Raw genomic sequence first — 14572 nt, forward strand, 5'->3', positions numbered from 1 at the left:
GGGGGCAGTTGCGAGGTCAGCCGTGATTGCCGGCGTTCTGCAGGTGCGCGATGGACTGCCCCTGTGCCGCGCCCTTGCCTTGGGCGGCCCAGAGGAGGCCACGGCGCAGCATCTCTCGCGGGGTGCCGCTGGCGATGACGTCTGGCGCATGGCCCAGCGCGTTGTAATAGATGCGACCAAGGCCCCAGGCGCGGGTCCACGCGACGGGCATGTCCACCGGGCCGTTGGGGCTGTGATACCACGTGACGACGTCGGTCCGGGTGGTGGCGAGGACCCGGTTGGCGGGGTCGGTGTGCAGGTAGTATTGCTCGGTCTCGACCTCGAAATCCGCCAGCCCCGCCACGAGGGGGTCGTCGCTGGTGATCGTCACGCGGTGGCGGATGCCGTCGCCGCCCGGATGGGCGACCCAGTTCGCCCCGGTGATGAACTGCCACAGGGGATTGCCACGGAACGCATCGCACATGCCGCCGTGGCAGCCCGCAAGGCCGGTGCCGCGGGCGACCGCCTCCGACACATTGGTGGCGGCCTCGCGCGACAGGTCGGCCATGGTCCAGACCGGCACGATCAGGTCGAGCGTGGCCAGGTAGTCGGGATCGTCGAAGGCGTCGAGGGTGTCGGTCACGTCGACCTGCAGCCCTTCGGCGGTCAGCATATCGTGGAACAGGGCGGCTGTGCGCTCCGGCTGGTGGCCGGGCCAGCCGCCCCAGGTGATGAGGGCCTTCATGGGGTCAATCCTTCGTGTCAGGGGTGGCGGCGCACGCCGGCCAGGCGTGGGACCGGCGATGGGTTGGCCGTGATCGCCGCAGCCACAACGGGTTCGCCCCGGTGTGGGGACCGGATCGGTCGGTGACGGGGCTGGACGCGGGCCGCAATGGCGCGGCGCAGGATCGCCCACAGCGCGCGCAGCGCGCCCCAGCCCAGCACGAAGCCGACGCTGCCCGACAGGATACCCGCCACCGTCAGCGGCATGGCGGGCTGGAAGTCGGCCCACGTGGCGGCGAAGGTCGCGGGATCGCTGACCCGCAGCGGCATGGCGATGCGGGCCACGGGACCGGCGGCCCGCAGGGTGGCCAGATCGTCCGACAGCACCGCATGGCGGCGGAACGTGCGGCGCAGGTCCGCCTGCCGGTCACTGAGGAAGGCGGTGCCCGTCATCTCCTCCAACGCCTGATTGCGCGTCAGGCCGGACCGCAGGGCGGAGGCGTCGAAGTCGTCCACCACCATGCCCAGCGCATCCACTTGGCCCCCGAGCCGTTGCAGGTATTGCTGCGTGAACTCCGGGTATTGCGATGTGACCCCCGCCCCCGCGAGGCCCGCAGCCAAGGCCAGCGTGCGGATCATGCCGTCACCGGATCGTCGAGCCACGCGATCACACGGGCGGCGTCCTGATCGGGCGGGAACACGGGATAGTGGACGCGGACGATCACGCCGTCGCGCAGGATCAGCGTGCAGCGCTTCAGCAAGGTCATGCCGTCCGCCTGAAAGGTCGGCAAATTCAGCGCACGGGCAAGCCGCAGGTCCGCGTCGGACAGCAGCGCGTACGGCAGGTGCAGACGGCCCGCCGCCTCGGCCTGCCAGTCGGTGGATTGCGTCGACAGGCCGAACAGATGCGCCACGCCCCGCGCCGCAAGGTCAGCCGCATGGTCGCGGTAGGCGCAGGATTGCGGCGTGCAGCCGCGCGCGCCCGGCGTGGCGTCCCAGCCATCCGGCAGCGGGCGGTCGGGCCGCCCGGTCATGGGATAGAGGTAGACCACCGCAAGACCCGGCAAGCTGGACAGGTCCACGTGGCGGCCATCGGTGGCGGGCAGCGGCACGGACGGCAGCGCAAGGCCGTCCAGATGGGCCGCGCCGCCGTCATCGACCGGCTGCGGCAAAGCCTGCCAGTCCACATGCGTCAGCGCGTGTTGTGTCAGCGACATTCTGTGCCTCGGACTGCTTCTTGTTTTGTGGCCACGATGCCGCAAACCGTGCCACGAGTCCATGCGGTTGCGCGGGACCGCCCCCGCGCAACCCGCAGCCGTCAGATGCCGTCGTAGACGGCCACAAGGCGCGCCACCGCGTCGGCGGGCGACACCTCGACGCTTTCGCCTGTGCGGCGCGAGGTCAGCTCGACCACGCCGGACTTCAGCCCGCGCGGGCCGACGGTGATCCGCCACGGCAGGCCGATCAGGTCCATCGTGCCGAACTTGGCCCCTGCCCGCTCGTCCCGGTCGTCGTACAGCGGATCGAGGCCCGCCTTGCGCAATTGCGCATAGAGGTCCTCGCAGGCGGCGTCCGTCTCGGCGTCGCCCTGACGCAGGTTGACGATGCCCGCGTGGAAGGGGGTGACGCCTTCCGGCCAGATAATGCCCTTGCCGTCGTGATGCGCCTCGATGATGGCACCCAGCAGGCGGGACACGCCGATGCCGTGCGACCCCATGTGGACGGCGGTGGGCTTGCCGTCGGGGCCCTGCACGGTGGCCCCCATCGCGTCGGAATACTTGGTGCCGAAGTAGAAGATCTGCCCCACCTCAATCCCGCGCGCGGTGCGGCGGCGCGCCTCCGGCACCTCGGCGAAGACGGCCTCGTCGTGGGTTTCGTCGGTGCGGGCATAGCGGCTGGTGAACTCGGCCAGCACGGCGGCGCAGGCGGCCTTGTCATCGAAGTCGATGTCGCGGTCGCCGAATGTCAGATCGGTGATCTCGCTGTCGTAGAACACCTCGGACTCGCCGGTCTCGGCCAGCACGAGGAACTCGTGCGTATCCTCGCCGCCGATCGGGCCACTGTCCGCGCGCATCGGGATCGCCTGCAGCCCCATCCGCTCGTAGGTGCGCAGGTAGGTCACGAGGTGACGGTTATAGGAATGCAGCGCATCCTCGGCCGTCAGGTCGAAATTGTAGCCGTCCTTCATCAGGAACTCGCGCCCGCGCATGACGCCGAAGCGGGGCCGCGTCTCGTCGCGGAACTTCCACTGGATCTGGTACAGCGTCAGCGGCAGGTCCTTGTAGCTGGACACGTGGCTGCGGAAGATGTCGGTGACCAGCTCCTCCGCCGTCGGCGTGAACAGCATCTCGCGCCCGCCACGGTCCTTGATGCGCAGCATCTCGTCGCCGTAGGCGTCGTAGCGCCCGCTTTCGCGCCACAGGTCGGCGGACTGGATCGTGGGCATCAGCATGGCAAGGTGGCCTGCGCGGGCCTGTTCCTCGTGCACGATGCGGCTCAGCCGCTCCAGCACCTTGTAGCCCATGGGCAGCCAGGAATATATGCCGGCGCTGGCCTGCTTGATCAGGCCTGCCTGCAGCATCAGGCGGTGGCTGACGATCTGCGCCTCGCGCGGGGTTTCCTTGAGCACGGGGAGGAAGTAGCGCGACATCCGCATGGGTGTTGACCTATCGTTATGCAATCCGCGCCGTTCTAGTGGGCGGCCCTGCGCCACGCAAGCGGACATGGGTGCGCGTGTGGTACCCGACCCTTGCCCAAGCTGCGGCAACAGGTCATCTAGAGGCAGCAGGACAGCAACGGACCCACGCCCATGACCACCCGCCAACAAACGGTTTACTGGGGGATCGCCACGGCGGTCTTTCTGCTGCTGCTCTATGGGCTGGGCAACGTCATCATGCCGTTCCTGCTGGGGGGTGCCATCGCCTATGTGCTGGACCCGGTCGCGGACCGGCTGCAGCGGCTCGGCCTCAGCCGCGCGCTGTCGGTCGCGATCATCGCGCTGGTGGCGTTGCTGATCTTCGTGCTTCTGGTGCTGCTGGTGATCCCGACGCTGATCTCGCAGGCGTCACAGCTGATCGCCACGGCGCCCGCCCTGCTCGATCAGTTGCAGGAATGGCTGACCGCCCGCTTCCCCGACATCCTCGACGAAGGCTCGACGATCCGCACCCAGCTCGACAACATCGGCACGATGATCCAGTCCCGCGGCGGAGAGGTGCTGAACACGCTCCTGTCCTCCGCCCTCGGCCTCGTGAACGTGGCGGTCCTGCTGGTGATCGTGCCGGTCGTGGCGATCTACCTGCTGCTGGACTGGGACCGCATGACGGGCCGCATCGACGCACTGCTGCCGCGCGACCACGTCCACACGATCCGCGACCTGTCGCGGCAGATCGACCAGACGCTGGCCAGCTTCATCCGGGGTCAGGGCCTCGTGTGCCTGATCCTCGGCGTCTATTACGCGGCGGGCATGGCGCTCATTGGCCTGAACTTCGGCCTCGTCGTGGGGGCCGTGGCCGGGGCGCTGACCTTCATTCCCTATGTCGGCGCGATCGTGGGCGGCGGGCTGGCGATCGGTCTGGCGCTGTTCCAGTTCTGGGGCGACTGGCCGTGGATCATCGCGGTCTATGCGATCTTCCAGTCGGGCCAGTTCGTCGAAGGCAACATCCTGACGCCCAAGCTGGTGGGTGACAGCGTCGGCCTGCATCCGGTGTGGCTGTTGTTCGCGCTGTCGGTGTTCGGCTCGCTCTTCGGCTTCGTGGGGCTGCTGGTCGCGGTGCCGGTGGCCGCCATCATCGGCGTGCTGATGCGCTTCGCGCTCGACCGCTACCGGGCCAGCCCGCTCTATCGCGGCACGATCGACGACTAGGGCATGGCGCAGCAACTGATCTTCGACTGGCCGGTCGGCGTCGCATTGGGGGCGGGCGATTTCTTCGTCTCTGATGCCAACCGCGCCGCCTATGGGATGCTGGCGGCACCAGAGGTGTGGCCGCAATCGCGGCTGGTGCTGACCGGACCGGAAGGGTCCGGCAAAAGCCATCTGGCCCGCGTCTTTGCCGCCCGCAGCGCCGCGCAGGTCTTGTCGGCCACCGCCCTGCCGCCGGACCTGCATCCTGACACGGCCACGGTGATCGAGGATGCGGACCGCCTGCCGCAGGCGTCGGAGGAGGCGCTGTTCCACCTGCACAACCATCTGGCATCCCATCGTCTGCCGCTGCTGCTGACCGCCCGGACACCGCCCGCCCGCTGGCCCCTGCGCCTGCCCGATCTGGTCAGCCGTATGCAGGCCGCGACACCCATCGCCATCACGGCCCCCGACGATGCCCTGCTGACCGCCTTGTTGATGAAGCTGTTCGCCGACCGTCAGATCATGCCCCAGCCCAGCGTAATCGCATATCTGGTGCAGCGCATCGAGAGGTCCTTCGTGGGGGCCCAGCGCATCGTCGCGGCGCTGGATGCGGCGGCGCTGCGCGACCAGCGCCCGGTCACCGTGCGGCTGGCCGCTGCGGTGTTGGACGCCGCCGCATGACGACCCGGACTGTCACGAAACTGCCATGAAGAAAGCGCACAACACGCCCATGATGAATGCTGACTTTCTGGAACACGGCGCCTCTGCCCCGGTGACGCTCGACATCGACCTCGCCTCTGCCGACCGCTTCGTGAACCGCGAACTGTCGTGGATCGGTTTCAACATGCGCGTGCTGGAAGAGGCCGAGAACGTCCGCGTGCCGCTGCTGGAACGTCTGCGCTTCCTGTCGATCTCGGCCACCAACCTCGACGAATTCTACACCGTCCGCGTCGCGGGCCTGCGCGAGCTTGCGAATGCGGGCAACACGACGCAAGGCCTCGACGGTCGCACGCCTGCGGAACAGCTGCTTTTGATCGATGCGCGCGCGCGCGAGCTGATGGACCGCCAGCAGGCCGTGTTCCGGATGCTGACGACCGAGATGGAGGCGGTGGGCATCGCCATCCTGCACCGCGATGCGCTGACCGAGGCGGACGTGGCGTTCCTTGGTGATTTCTTTCTCGAACAGGTGTTCCCGATCCTGTCGCCGCTGGCGATCGACCCGGCGCACCCGTTCCCGTTCCTGCCGAACGAAGGCTTCGCGCTGGCGCTGCAACTGGAACGCGGCAGCGACAAGCGGGTGCTGCGCGCCCTGCTGCCGGTGCCCGCGCAGATCCGCCGCTTCATCGCGCTGCCCGGCGACGGCCACCGGTTCCTTGCGCTGGAACAGCTGCTTCTGCTCTTCGTGAACCGCCTCTATCCCGGCTACAAGGTCAAGGGCGACTGCGCCTTCAAGGTGCTGCGCGACAGCGATCTGGAGCTCGAGGACGAGGCCGAGGATCTGGTGCGCGAGTTCGAGACCGCCCTGAAGCGCCGCCGTCGCGGCGAAGTGGTGCGGCTGAAGATCTCCGACAATGCCCCCGGTGCGCTGCGCACGATGATCATGCAGGAACTGCACGTCACCGAGGAAGAGGTGGTGAACGTCGCGGGCATGATCGGCATTTCGGACCTGTCCGAACTGGTGCTGGACGCCCGTCCCGACCTGCTGTGGCCCAGTTTCACGCCGCGCATCCCGGAACGGGTGCAGGACCACGACGGCGACATGTTCGCCGCGATCCGGCAAAAGGACATGCTGCTGCATCACCCCTACGAGACGTTCGACATGGTGATCCGGTTCCTGACGCAGGCGGCGCGCGATCCCGATGTCGTGGCGATCAAGCAGACGCTGTACCGCACGTCGAAGAAATCCCCCATCGTCGAGGCGCTGTGCGAGGCGGCAGAAGACGGCAAGTCGGTCACGGCACTGGTCGAGCTGAAGGCCCGTTTCGACGAGGCTGCCAACATCCGCCAGTCCCGCCGTCTCGAGCGGTCCGGCGCGCACGTGGTCTACGGATTCCTGAACTACAAGACACACGCCAAGATCAGCACCGTCGTGCGACGCGAGGGCGAGAAGCTGGTGACCTACACCCATTTCGGGACCGGCAACTATCACCCGATCACGGCGCGGATCTATACCGACGTGTCGCTGTTCACCTGCGACGCGGGTCTGGGCCGCGATGCGACCAAGGTGTTTAACTACCTGTCCGGATATGCCCAACCCGACGGGTTGGAAAACCTTGCGATTTCGCCGATCTCGCTCAAGGATCGCCTGATCGAGATGATCGCGGCAGAGGCAGAGAACGCCCGCAACGGCAAACCGGCGGTGATCTGGGCCAAGATGAACAGCCTGATCGAAAAGGACGTGATCGACGGGCTCTATGCCGCGAGCCAGGCAGGCGTGAAGATCGACCTTGTCATCCGCGGCATCTGCGGCCTGCGTCCCAATGTGGCGGGCCTGTCCGAGAACATCCGCGTGAAATCCATCGTGGGCCGTTTCCTGGAACACAGCCGCATCGTCTGCTTCGGCAACGGCAGCGGCCTGCCCGGCAAGAAGGCCCGGGTGTTCATCAGTTCCGCCGACTGGATGAGCCGCAACCTGAACCGCCGGGTCGAGACGCTGGTCGAGATCACCAACGGCACCGTCAAGGCGCAGATCGTCAGCCAGATCATGGCCGCCAACATGGCCGACGTGGCGCAAAGCTGGATCATGCAGGCGGACGGCAGTTTCGTCCGCGCGACGTGGCCCGACGGGGAGTTCGCGTTCAACTGCCACCGCTTCTTCATGGAAAATCCGTCCCTGTCGGGTCGCGGGTCCGCCGGTGCGGCGGATGTGCCGCAACTGACCCATACGGGCGACTGAACGCGGGCCCGCGCCGTTGACAGCGGCGCGCGCTGTGTCACATGGTGGTCCACTGCAACGACCGGGACGCACCATCCATGACAGAGAGCCCAGCCACCGAGACGATCGACTGGGGCCCGTTCGGTCGCCCGCTGTTCAATGACGAGCTGACGCAAAGCCTGGGACGTGTGGGCGTCGTCGACGTGGGGTCGAACTCGGTCCGTCTGGTGGTCTTCGATGGCGCGGCCCGCAGCCCCGCCTATTTCTACAACGAAAAGATCATGTGCGCGCTGGGGGCCGGCCTGTCCGAGACGGGCAAGCTGAACCCGCAGGGCCGCATCCGGGCGCTGTCGGCGATCCGGCGTTTTGCCGCCCTTGCACGTGGCATGGGCATCGCCCCGCTGACCGCAGTGGCGACGGCGGCGGTGCGGGAGGCCAGCGATGGTGCCGATTTCCGCGCCGAGGTGGAACGCGAGACGGGTATCAAGCTGTGGGTCATCGACGGCGAGGAGGAAGCCCGCCTGTCCGCGCAAGGCGTCTTGCTGGGCTGGCCCGGCAGTTACGGCATGGTCTGCGACATCGGCGGGTCCAGCATGGAGCTGGCCGATCTGATGGATGGCCGCGTCGGACGACGCGTGACTTCGCCCCTCGGGCCGCTGAAACTGCGCGAGGTGAAGGGCGGCAAGAAGGAACTGAAATCCCACATCAAGGGCATCATCGCCGACCTACACGACCAGATGAAGAACGAGACGGGCATGCGCCTGTTTCTGGTCGGCGGATCGTGGCGGGCCATCGCGCGCGTCGACATGGAACGCAGCGCCTATCCGCTGACCGTCCTGCACGAATACCGCATGACCGCGCGCGGCATCGGCGAGACGGCGAAATACATCGCCGACAGCGACCTGCAGGAGTTGCGCAGCCGCTGCGGCATCTCCGACAGCCGCATGTCGCTGGTGCCGCTGGCGGTGCTCGTGCTCAAGGAACTGGTGCGCGTGTTCAAGCCAAAGGACATCACCGTATCCTCTTACGGCATCCGCGAAGGGATGCTCTACGAACAGATGCCGCGCAGTCTGCGCGAACGCGATCCTCTGATCGAGGCGTGCCGCTTTGCCGAGGCGAAGGACGCCCGCCTGCCCGGCTTCGGACGCCTGCTGTATGATTTCGTCAAACCGCTGTTCCCGCGCGCCAACTGGCAGCGTCTGCGGATCATCAAGGCGGCCTGCCTGCTGCATGACGTCAGCTGGCGCGCGCACCCCGATTACCGCGCCGAAGTCACCTTCGACAACGCCACGCGGGCCAATCTGGGCGGCCTGAAGCACGCCGAGCGGGTGCAGCTGGGGCTGGCGCTGATGAAGCGCTATTCCACCAAGGTGCCGGACGGGCGCTTCGACGCCCTGTTCGCCATGCTGACGCCCGAACAGATGAAGGAAGCCGACATCTTGGGCCGCGCCATGCGGTTCGGCGCGATGCTCTGGCTCGACGGCGATACCCCGCCGGGCGAGATCAAGTGGAACGCCCGCACGCGCCATCTGGTGCTGACGCTGGTGGATGGGGCGCGGCCGCTGTATGGCGAGGTGGCCGAGGCGCGGCTTGCCTCGCTTGCACAGGCCCTGAATGCGACGTTCGAGGTGCGGTTCAAGGGATGACCCTGCGGCGCTACAGGTCGAACTCCGGCGCCGGGGCCGCATCGCGCGGTTGCGGCACGAAGCGGGGCGCATCCGGGCTGCGGCGCATCAGGATGTCGCCGTTCGGCAGCAGAACCGGGGCGTCGTAATTTCCGATATCGTCGATCTGCGCCATGATCTGCGCCAGCGCCGGCCCCATTTCCTGACCCAGCAGCCGCATCGCGGGGGCGACATCACCTGCGAAATTCTCCAGCTCGCGCAGGGCGGGCTCCGCTTCGCTCAGCAGACCGCGCAGCAGCAGGCGCGCGCCCTCTTCCATCAGGTTGCGCCCGATACCGGGTTCATCGCCGGGCGCGGCGTCCGGCAGAGACGGGTCCACCTCCTGCGGCGGATCGGACAGCTGCGCCATGACGGGTGCTGCGGTCAGTGCGATCAGGCTGGCGAGGATGAGATGTTTCATGCCTTGCGATGTAGGGTCGCACCATCTCCCTGCCAAGGGACGCGGACATCCACCGGCCATCGCCCGCGCAGTGGCCGCTCAGGCGTGCCGGTCGGTGATTTCCTCCCACGCGCGGTTGATCGCGACCAGCCGCTTTTCCGCCAGCTTGACCGCCTCTTCCGGCACGCCGCGGGCCAGCATCCGGTCGGGATGCGTATCGCGCACCTGTGTCCGCCATGCGGCGCGGATCGTGGCCATGTCCGCGTCGGGGTCCACCCCCAGCACATCATAGGGGTCGCGCACCGCATCGGGCACGAATTGCGCCCGGATGCGGCCGAACTTCCTCTCGTCAAAGCCGAAGATGTCGGCCACGCGGCCCAGAAACGCATCCTCTGCCGCGTGATAGCGTCCGTCGGCCATGGCGATGTGAAAGAGCCCCTCCAGCAGGTCCGACAGGGGTGCCGTGTCGGTGCCGAACATGCGCTTGATGCGGGCGGCATATTCCTCGAACCCGGCGATGTCGGTGCGGGCCATGTCGAACAGCCGCGCGGCATGGGCCTCGTCGCGGGCGGGGATGTGGAACACCTCGCGGAACGCCGCCACCTCGACCCGGCGCACGGTGCCGTCGGCCTTGGCCATCTTGGCGCCCAGCGCGATCACCGCGATGGTGAACGCCACGGACCGGTCAGGTGCACCGCGCATCAGGTCGAACACCACCGACAGGCTTTCGCCCGCGCGCAGGGCGGCAATGGCGTCGGCGATGCGGGTCCAGAGTGACATGGCGCGACCCTACAGCATCTTCTGCAGCAGGTGTAGGTCGATCCAGCGGTCGAACTTGCGCCCGACCTGCGGCAGAACAGCGACCGGCCTGAACCCGATCGCGGTGTGAAACGCAATGGCGCCGGGGTTTTCTGCACTGCACCCGGCGAACAGACTGTGCATCCCGGCGGTGCGTGCATGGGCGCACAGCGCCTCCATCACCGCGCGCCCCACCCCCTGCCCCCGCGCGGCAGGACCAAGGATGACGGTATGCTCGCCCGTGTGGCGATAGCCGTCGCCACCGCGAAACTGGCCATAGGTCGCAAAGCCCGCCACCTGCGTCGCAACCGTGGCCACCAGAAACCCATGCCCCGCCGCCGTCCGGTCGGCGATCATCCGCGCCACGTCGTCTGGCGATTTCGGCACCGGGTTGAAGGTGATCGTGGTGTCACGGATCACCGGGTTCCACAGATCCGCCAGCGCCGCCGCGTCGTCCGGTGCGGCTTGCCGGATCAGCACCCCCCCGGCATCAGGTCCGTGCGGCACGGATCAGGCGATCCGCGCGGCACGGATCAGGTCGAGGATATCCGCCGCAGCCTTCGGAATGTTCGTGCCAGGACCAAAGATCGCCTTCACCCCCGCATCCGTCAGGAACTTGTAATCCTGCTGCGGAATGACCCCGCCACACACCACGAGGATCTCGCCCGCCCCCGCGGCCTCCAGCGCCGCGATCAGCTTGGGCGCCAGCGTCTTGTGCCCGGCGGCCTGAGAGCTGATGCCGATCACGTGCACGTCGTTGTCGATGGCGTCCTGCGCCGCCTCTTCCGGCGTCTGGAACAGCGGGCCCACGTCCACGTCGAACCCAATATCGGCAAAGGCGGTGGCGATCACCTTGGCGCCCCGGTCGTGACCGTCCTGCCCCATCTTGACCACCATCATGCGGGGACGGCGCCCTTCCTCTACGGCGAAATCCTCCACCGCTTTCTGGATCATCGCAAAGCCTGCGTCGCCGTCATAGGCGGCACCATAGACGCCTGCCAGCGTCCGCACCTCGGCCCTGTGGCGGCCAAAAACCGCCTCCATCGCCTGCGTGATTTCGCCCACGGTGGCGCGCTGCCGCGCAGCCTCGACCGCCGCCTCCAGCAGGTTGCCACCGTCGCGGGCGCAGCGCTTCACCTCGGCCAGCGCCGCATCGCAGGCAGCCTGATCGCGGGCGGCGCGGGTTTTCGCCAGCCGCGCGATCTGTCTGTCGCGCACGCTGGCGTTGTCGATGTCGCGGATGTCGATGGGGTCTTCCTTATCTTTCCGGTACTTGTTCACACCCACGATGACGTCGGTGCCCCGGTCGATGTCCGCCTGACGCCTGGCCGCAGTCTCCTCGATCCGCAGCTTCGGCATGCCGGAGGCGACGGCCGTGGTCATGCCGCCCATCTCCTCGACCTCCTGCATCAGGGCCCAGGCAGCCTCTGCCAGATCGTGGGTCAGCTTCTCGACGTAATAACTGCCCGCCAGCGGGTCGATGACGCGTGTGACACCCGTCTCCTCCTGCAGGATCAACTGGGTGTTGCGGGCGATGCGCGCAGCAAAGTCGGACGGCAGCGCGATCGCCTCGTCCAGCGCGTTGGTGTGCAGGCTTTGCGTGCCGCCCAGAACCGCGCTCAGCGCCTCGTAGGCGGTGCGCACCACGTTGTTGTAGGGGTCCTGTTCCTGCAAACTTACACCGCTGGTCTGGCAATGGGTGCGCAGCATGGACGACTTCGGGTCAGATGGCGCAAACTCCTCCATCACGCGGGACCACAGCAGGCGGGCAGCGCGCAGCTTGGCCGCCTCCATGAAGAAGTTCATGCCGATGGCGAAGAAGAACGACAGGCGCCCCGCGAAACTGTCCACGTCCATGCCCGCCGCAATCGCCGCGCGCACGTATTCGCGCCCGTCCGCCAGCGTATAGGCCAGCTCCTGCACCAGGTTCGCGCCCGCCTCCTGCATGTGATAGCCGGAGATCGAGATCGAGTTGAACTTCGGCATCTGGTCGGACGTGAACCGGATGATGTCCGAGATGATCCGCATCGACGGTTCCGGCGGATAGACATAGGTGTTGCGCACCATGAATTCCTTGAGGATGTCGTTCTGGATCGTGCCGGACAGCACCGCGCGGTCGTGGCCCTGTTCCTCTCCCGTGACGATGAAGTTGGCGAGGATCGGAATGACCGCGCCGTTCATGGTCATCGACACCGATACCTTGTCCAGCGGGATGCCATCGAACAGGATCTTCATGTCCTCGACGCTGTCGATGGCCACGCCCGCCTTGCCCACGTCCCCCTCGACCCGGGCGTGGTCGCTGTCATAACCGCGGTGCGTCGCCAGATCGAAGGCGACCGACACCCCCTGCTGCCCCGCCGCCAGCGCGCTGCGATAGAAGGCGTTGGATTCCTCTGCCGTCGAAAACCCCGCATATTGCCGGATCGTCCACGGACGGCCTGCATACATCGTGGCCTTGACCCCGCGCGTATAGGGCGCGGCACCGGGAATGCCTCCCATGTGCGGCAGGTCCGCCACGTCGTCGGCGGTATAAAGCGGTTTGACCGCGATCCCTTCCAGCGTGTGCCATGTCAGATCGTCCGGCGACCGGCCCCGCAGTTCCTCGGCGGCAAGCTTGGCCCAGTCGGATGTATCGGTCATTGGTGTCCCCCCGGTTTTCAGCCATGTTTGTCGAAAGGCCAGCCGTCCGCAATGGGCATCCGGTCGCGGGCGGGCAACACCGTGATCGCGGCCCGGTCCGCAAAGGTCGTAAGGGGATCGTCCAGCGCCCGCAGCAGCGTCAGGTCGTCCGCATAGACCGCCGCCATGCGGGCCCGCTGACCGGCGTCGAACGGCTGCCACGGGCCCGGGGACGCGGGGATCGCCGCCGCTTCGCCGTGGCGTCCAAGGTGGATCAGCCGCGCCCGCAGGGTATTGCCGTCGCGGCTGCGGTTGGCCCAGATCGGCGCGGCGTCCGGCGCCCGTCCCATGGCACCGCCGATGGCCGGGTCGCAGGTCGCAGGCCCAGCTGGCGGCGCGGGCGGCTGGCGAATGCATCGAACGTCCAGACCTGCAGCGGTGCGTCGGGGAACACCTGCCGCACGTCGTGCACCACGTCGGCCCAGGTGCGTCGCTGATCGGCGATCCGCGCCAGTGCGGCGGCATCGGGGACCGGATGCCCCGCCATCACCGCGAAGGCGATGGAGGAGGTCCAGAACGCGGCATAGTCGCGGATCACCAGTCCGATGCGATCGACCCGCCCGTCGAAGGCGCGGGCGAACCGCGTCAGGCGCGGCACCAGACCGGGATAGAGCACCGCCCGCCCCAGATTGTCGCGCGGCGTGCCGATCATGTTTTCCTCGCTGACCAGCAGGCGGACGATCCCCCGGTGCCCGATGCTGGCCCTGCGGTTGGCGATGCGCCGCGCCACGGCGGCGTCGCCCGCATCGTCGACCACATCCGGTTGTCGCACCAGATGGTCGAACATCATCTCCCGCGTCACCGACGGCGTCCACGGCATCAGGCCCGCCCGGATCAACGGCCGTCGCGCGCGGTCCAGTGCACGCTGGAACGTCGTCGTGGCGCAGCGATGCGCGCCGATGTGAAAGATCGTCTCGACCATGTGACGCATCCCGATCAGCGGGGCCCCTGCAACCGAACCTCGACTGCTGCCCCGGCACGGCGAAGCCTGCACCACCGACCCTCAAGGCCGCGTTAAACGCATTTTTGATCCGCCGCGGACCTGGAACGCCTGTGTCGCACTTCGCAATCGCGTGTGCGAAGCCTATGTCATGGTCATGAACACATCCACACGCGCGACCGCGACCTTCGCCCTTGCCCTTGCCCTGACCCTCGGTTGGACCCTGCCCCTCGTGGCGCAGACCCCCGTTGCCACCGCTGACACTGACGCCGCGCCGGACGACATCGTGGCCGTGTGGGAAGCCGACCGCACAGTGCCGCTGGAGGCGGAAGGGCTGGATCTGGACGATTTCCGCTACGTCGCCCGCCCGGTCGTGGTGTTTGCCGACAGCCCGCGCGATCCGCTGTTCATCGAACAGATGGCCTTGCTGGCTGACGGTCCTGACCGGCTGGCAGAACGCGACGTCGTCGTGATCTTCGACACCGACCCCGATGGGGCGGGCGACGTGCGCCTTGATCTGCGGCCACGCGGTTTCATGCTGGCGCTGGTCGGCAAGGACGGCCAGATCGAGGCTCGCAAGATCCGCCCCTGGGACGTGCGCGAGTTGACGCGGTCGATCGACAGGACCCCGTCGCGTATCCAGGAAGTCAGGGATCGTCGCGGCACCAACTAG

15 protein-coding genes are annotated in these 14572 nt (G+C 67.5%); 5 read left to right on the forward strand and 10 right to left on the reverse strand.

The genetic code is table 11. The features are described 5' to 3' along the window. Nucleotides 1-16 precede the first annotated feature (16 nt). From BMX16_RS10835 to proS, 4 genes are all read right to left on the reverse strand, one after another. Entirely contained in the window at nucleotides 17-724 is a 708-nt protein-coding gene (locus BMX16_RS10835; protein ID WP_089903080.1) for a ThuA domain-containing protein, read from the reverse strand. Nucleotides 725-741: 17 nt separating this feature from the next. Beyond that, nucleotides 742-1341 (reverse strand): DUF2937 family protein, encoded by a 600-nt coding sequence (locus BMX16_RS10840; protein ID WP_089903083.1) that lies wholly within the window; start codon nucleotides 1339-1341, stop codon nucleotides 742-744. Then, a complete protein-coding gene (locus BMX16_RS10845; protein WP_089903086.1) occupies nucleotides 1338-1919 on the reverse strand; it encodes a peroxiredoxin in 582 nt (193 codons plus the stop codon). Before BMX16_RS10845 ends, BMX16_RS10840 begins: the two co-directional genes overlap by 4 nt. A gap of 101 nt (nucleotides 1920-2020) precedes the next feature. Continuing rightward, nucleotides 2021-3358: a proline--tRNA ligase gene (gene proS, locus BMX16_RS10850; RefSeq protein WP_089903089.1), complete on the reverse strand. Its 1338-nt coding sequence runs from the start codon at nucleotides 3356-3358 to the stop codon at nucleotides 2021-2023. A gap of 153 nt (nucleotides 3359-3511) precedes the next feature. Between proS and BMX16_RS10855 the strand changes: the two genes are divergently transcribed. The 4 genes from BMX16_RS10855 to BMX16_RS10870 all read left to right on the forward strand — a co-directional run bounded on the left by BMX16_RS10855 (nucleotide 3512) and on the right by BMX16_RS10870 (nucleotide 9064). Continuing rightward, nucleotides 3512-4564: an AI-2E family transporter gene (locus BMX16_RS10855; protein WP_089903094.1), complete on the forward strand. Its 1053-nt coding sequence runs from the start codon at nucleotides 3512-3514 to the stop codon at nucleotides 4562-4564. A gap of 3 nt (nucleotides 4565-4567) precedes the next feature. Further along, nucleotides 4568-5224 carry a P-loop NTPase family protein gene (locus BMX16_RS10860; RefSeq protein WP_089903097.1) on the forward strand — a complete coding sequence of 219 codons (657 nt, stop codon included), beginning with the start codon at nucleotides 4568-4570 and terminating at the stop codon, nucleotides 5222-5224. 49 nt (nucleotides 5225-5273) lie between these two features. Then, nucleotides 5274-7439: an RNA degradosome polyphosphate kinase gene (locus BMX16_RS10865; RefSeq protein WP_089903384.1), complete on the forward strand. Its 2166-nt coding sequence runs from the start codon at nucleotides 5274-5276 to the stop codon at nucleotides 7437-7439. A 77-nt stretch (nucleotides 7440-7516) separates the two neighbouring features. Beyond that, nucleotides 7517-9064, forward strand: coding sequence for a Ppx/GppA family phosphatase (locus BMX16_RS10870; protein ID WP_089903100.1), 1548 nt, complete (start codon nucleotides 7517-7519; stop codon nucleotides 9062-9064). Nucleotides 9065-9074: 10 nt separating this feature from the next. On the opposite strand, the gene BMX16_RS10875 is transcribed toward BMX16_RS10870, so the two are convergent. The 6 genes from BMX16_RS10875 to BMX16_RS10900 all read right to left on the reverse strand — a co-directional run bounded on the left by BMX16_RS10875 (nucleotide 9075) and on the right by BMX16_RS10900 (nucleotide 13881). Then, complete coding sequence (locus BMX16_RS10875) at nucleotides 9075-9503, reverse strand: hypothetical protein (protein WP_089903102.1); 429 nt, start codon at nucleotides 9501-9503, stop codon at nucleotides 9075-9077. 78 nt (nucleotides 9504-9581) lie between these two features. Next, nucleotides 9582-10262 (reverse strand): TerB family tellurite resistance protein, encoded by a 681-nt coding sequence (locus BMX16_RS10880; protein WP_089903105.1) that lies wholly within the window; start codon nucleotides 10260-10262, stop codon nucleotides 9582-9584. A 9-nt stretch (nucleotides 10263-10271) separates the two neighbouring features. Beyond that, nucleotides 10272-10757: a GNAT family N-acetyltransferase gene (locus BMX16_RS10885; RefSeq protein WP_177174640.1), complete on the reverse strand. Its 486-nt coding sequence runs from the start codon at nucleotides 10755-10757 to the stop codon at nucleotides 10272-10274. Between the two features lie 33 nt (nucleotides 10758-10790). Further along, nucleotides 10791-12920, reverse strand: a complete 2130-nt coding sequence (gene scpA, locus BMX16_RS10890; RefSeq protein WP_089903111.1) for a methylmalonyl-CoA mutase — start codon at nucleotides 12918-12920, stop codon at nucleotides 10791-10793. A 17-nt stretch (nucleotides 12921-12937) separates the two neighbouring features. Next, on the reverse strand, nucleotides 12938-13249 hold the full coding sequence (locus BMX16_RS10895) for a hypothetical protein (RefSeq protein ID WP_089903114.1): 312 nt from the start codon (nucleotides 13247-13249) through the stop codon (nucleotides 12938-12940). Further along, nucleotides 13174-13881, reverse strand: a complete 708-nt coding sequence (locus BMX16_RS10900) for a hypothetical protein (protein ID WP_143058016.1) — start codon at nucleotides 13879-13881, stop codon at nucleotides 13174-13176. Before BMX16_RS10900 ends, BMX16_RS10895 begins: the two co-directional genes overlap by 76 nt. A gap of 175 nt (nucleotides 13882-14056) precedes the next feature. On the opposite strand from BMX16_RS10900, the gene BMX16_RS10905 reads away from it, so the two are divergent. Next, nucleotides 14057-14572: a DUF4174 domain-containing protein gene (locus BMX16_RS10905; RefSeq protein ID WP_089903387.1), complete on the forward strand. Its 516-nt coding sequence runs from the start codon at nucleotides 14057-14059 to the stop codon at nucleotides 14570-14572.

It is taken from the genome of Loktanella fryxellensis, from assembly GCF_900110065.1.
Lineage (GTDB): Bacteria > Pseudomonadota > Alphaproteobacteria > Rhodobacterales > Rhodobacteraceae > Loktanella > Loktanella fryxellensis.

Bases quoted from the DNA above. Each gene is read 5' to 3' on its own strand.
- BMX16_RS10835 (WP_089903080.1), bottom strand. From the start codon at position 724: ATGAAGGCCCTCATCACCTGGGGCGGCTGGCCCGGCCACCAGCCGGAG.
- BMX16_RS10840 (WP_089903083.1), bottom strand. From the start codon at position 1,341: ATGATCCGCACGCTGGCCTTGGCTGCGGGCCTCGCGGGGGCGGGGGTC.
- BMX16_RS10845 (WP_089903086.1), bottom strand. From the start codon at position 1,919: ATGTCGCTGACACAACACGCGCTGACGCATGTGGACTGGCAGGCTTTG.
- proS (WP_089903089.1), bottom strand. From the start codon at position 3,358: ATGCGGATGTCGCGCTACTTCCTCCCCGTGCTCAAGGAAACCCCGCGC.
- BMX16_RS10855 (WP_089903094.1), top strand. From the start codon at position 3,512: ATGACCACCCGCCAACAAACGGTTTACTGGGGGATCGCCACGGCGGTC.
- BMX16_RS10860 (WP_089903097.1), top strand. From the start codon at position 4,568: ATGGCGCAGCAACTGATCTTCGACTGGCCGGTCGGCGTCGCATTGGGG.
- BMX16_RS10865 (WP_089903384.1), top strand. From the start codon at position 5,274: ATGATGAATGCTGACTTTCTGGAACACGGCGCCTCTGCCCCGGTGACG.
- BMX16_RS10870 (WP_089903100.1), top strand. From the start codon at position 7,517: ATGACAGAGAGCCCAGCCACCGAGACGATCGACTGGGGCCCGTTCGGT.
- BMX16_RS10875 (WP_089903102.1), bottom strand. From the start codon at position 9,503: ATGAAACATCTCATCCTCGCCAGCCTGATCGCACTGACCGCAGCACCC.
- BMX16_RS10880 (WP_089903105.1), bottom strand. From the start codon at position 10,262: ATGTCACTCTGGACCCGCATCGCCGACGCCATTGCCGCCCTGCGCGCG.
- scpA (WP_089903111.1), bottom strand. From the start codon at position 12,920: ATGACCGATACATCCGACTGGGCCAAGCTTGCCGCCGAGGAACTGCGG.
- BMX16_RS10895 (WP_089903114.1), bottom strand. From the start codon at position 13,249: ATGGGACGGGCGCCGGACGCCGCGCCGATCTGGGCCAACCGCAGCCGC.
- BMX16_RS10900 (WP_143058016.1), bottom strand. From the start codon at position 13,881: ATGGTCGAGACGATCTTTCACATCGGCGCGCATCGCTGCGCCACGACG.
- BMX16_RS10905 (WP_089903387.1), top strand. From the start codon at position 14,057: ATGAACACATCCACACGCGCGACCGCGACCTTCGCCCTTGCCCTTGCC.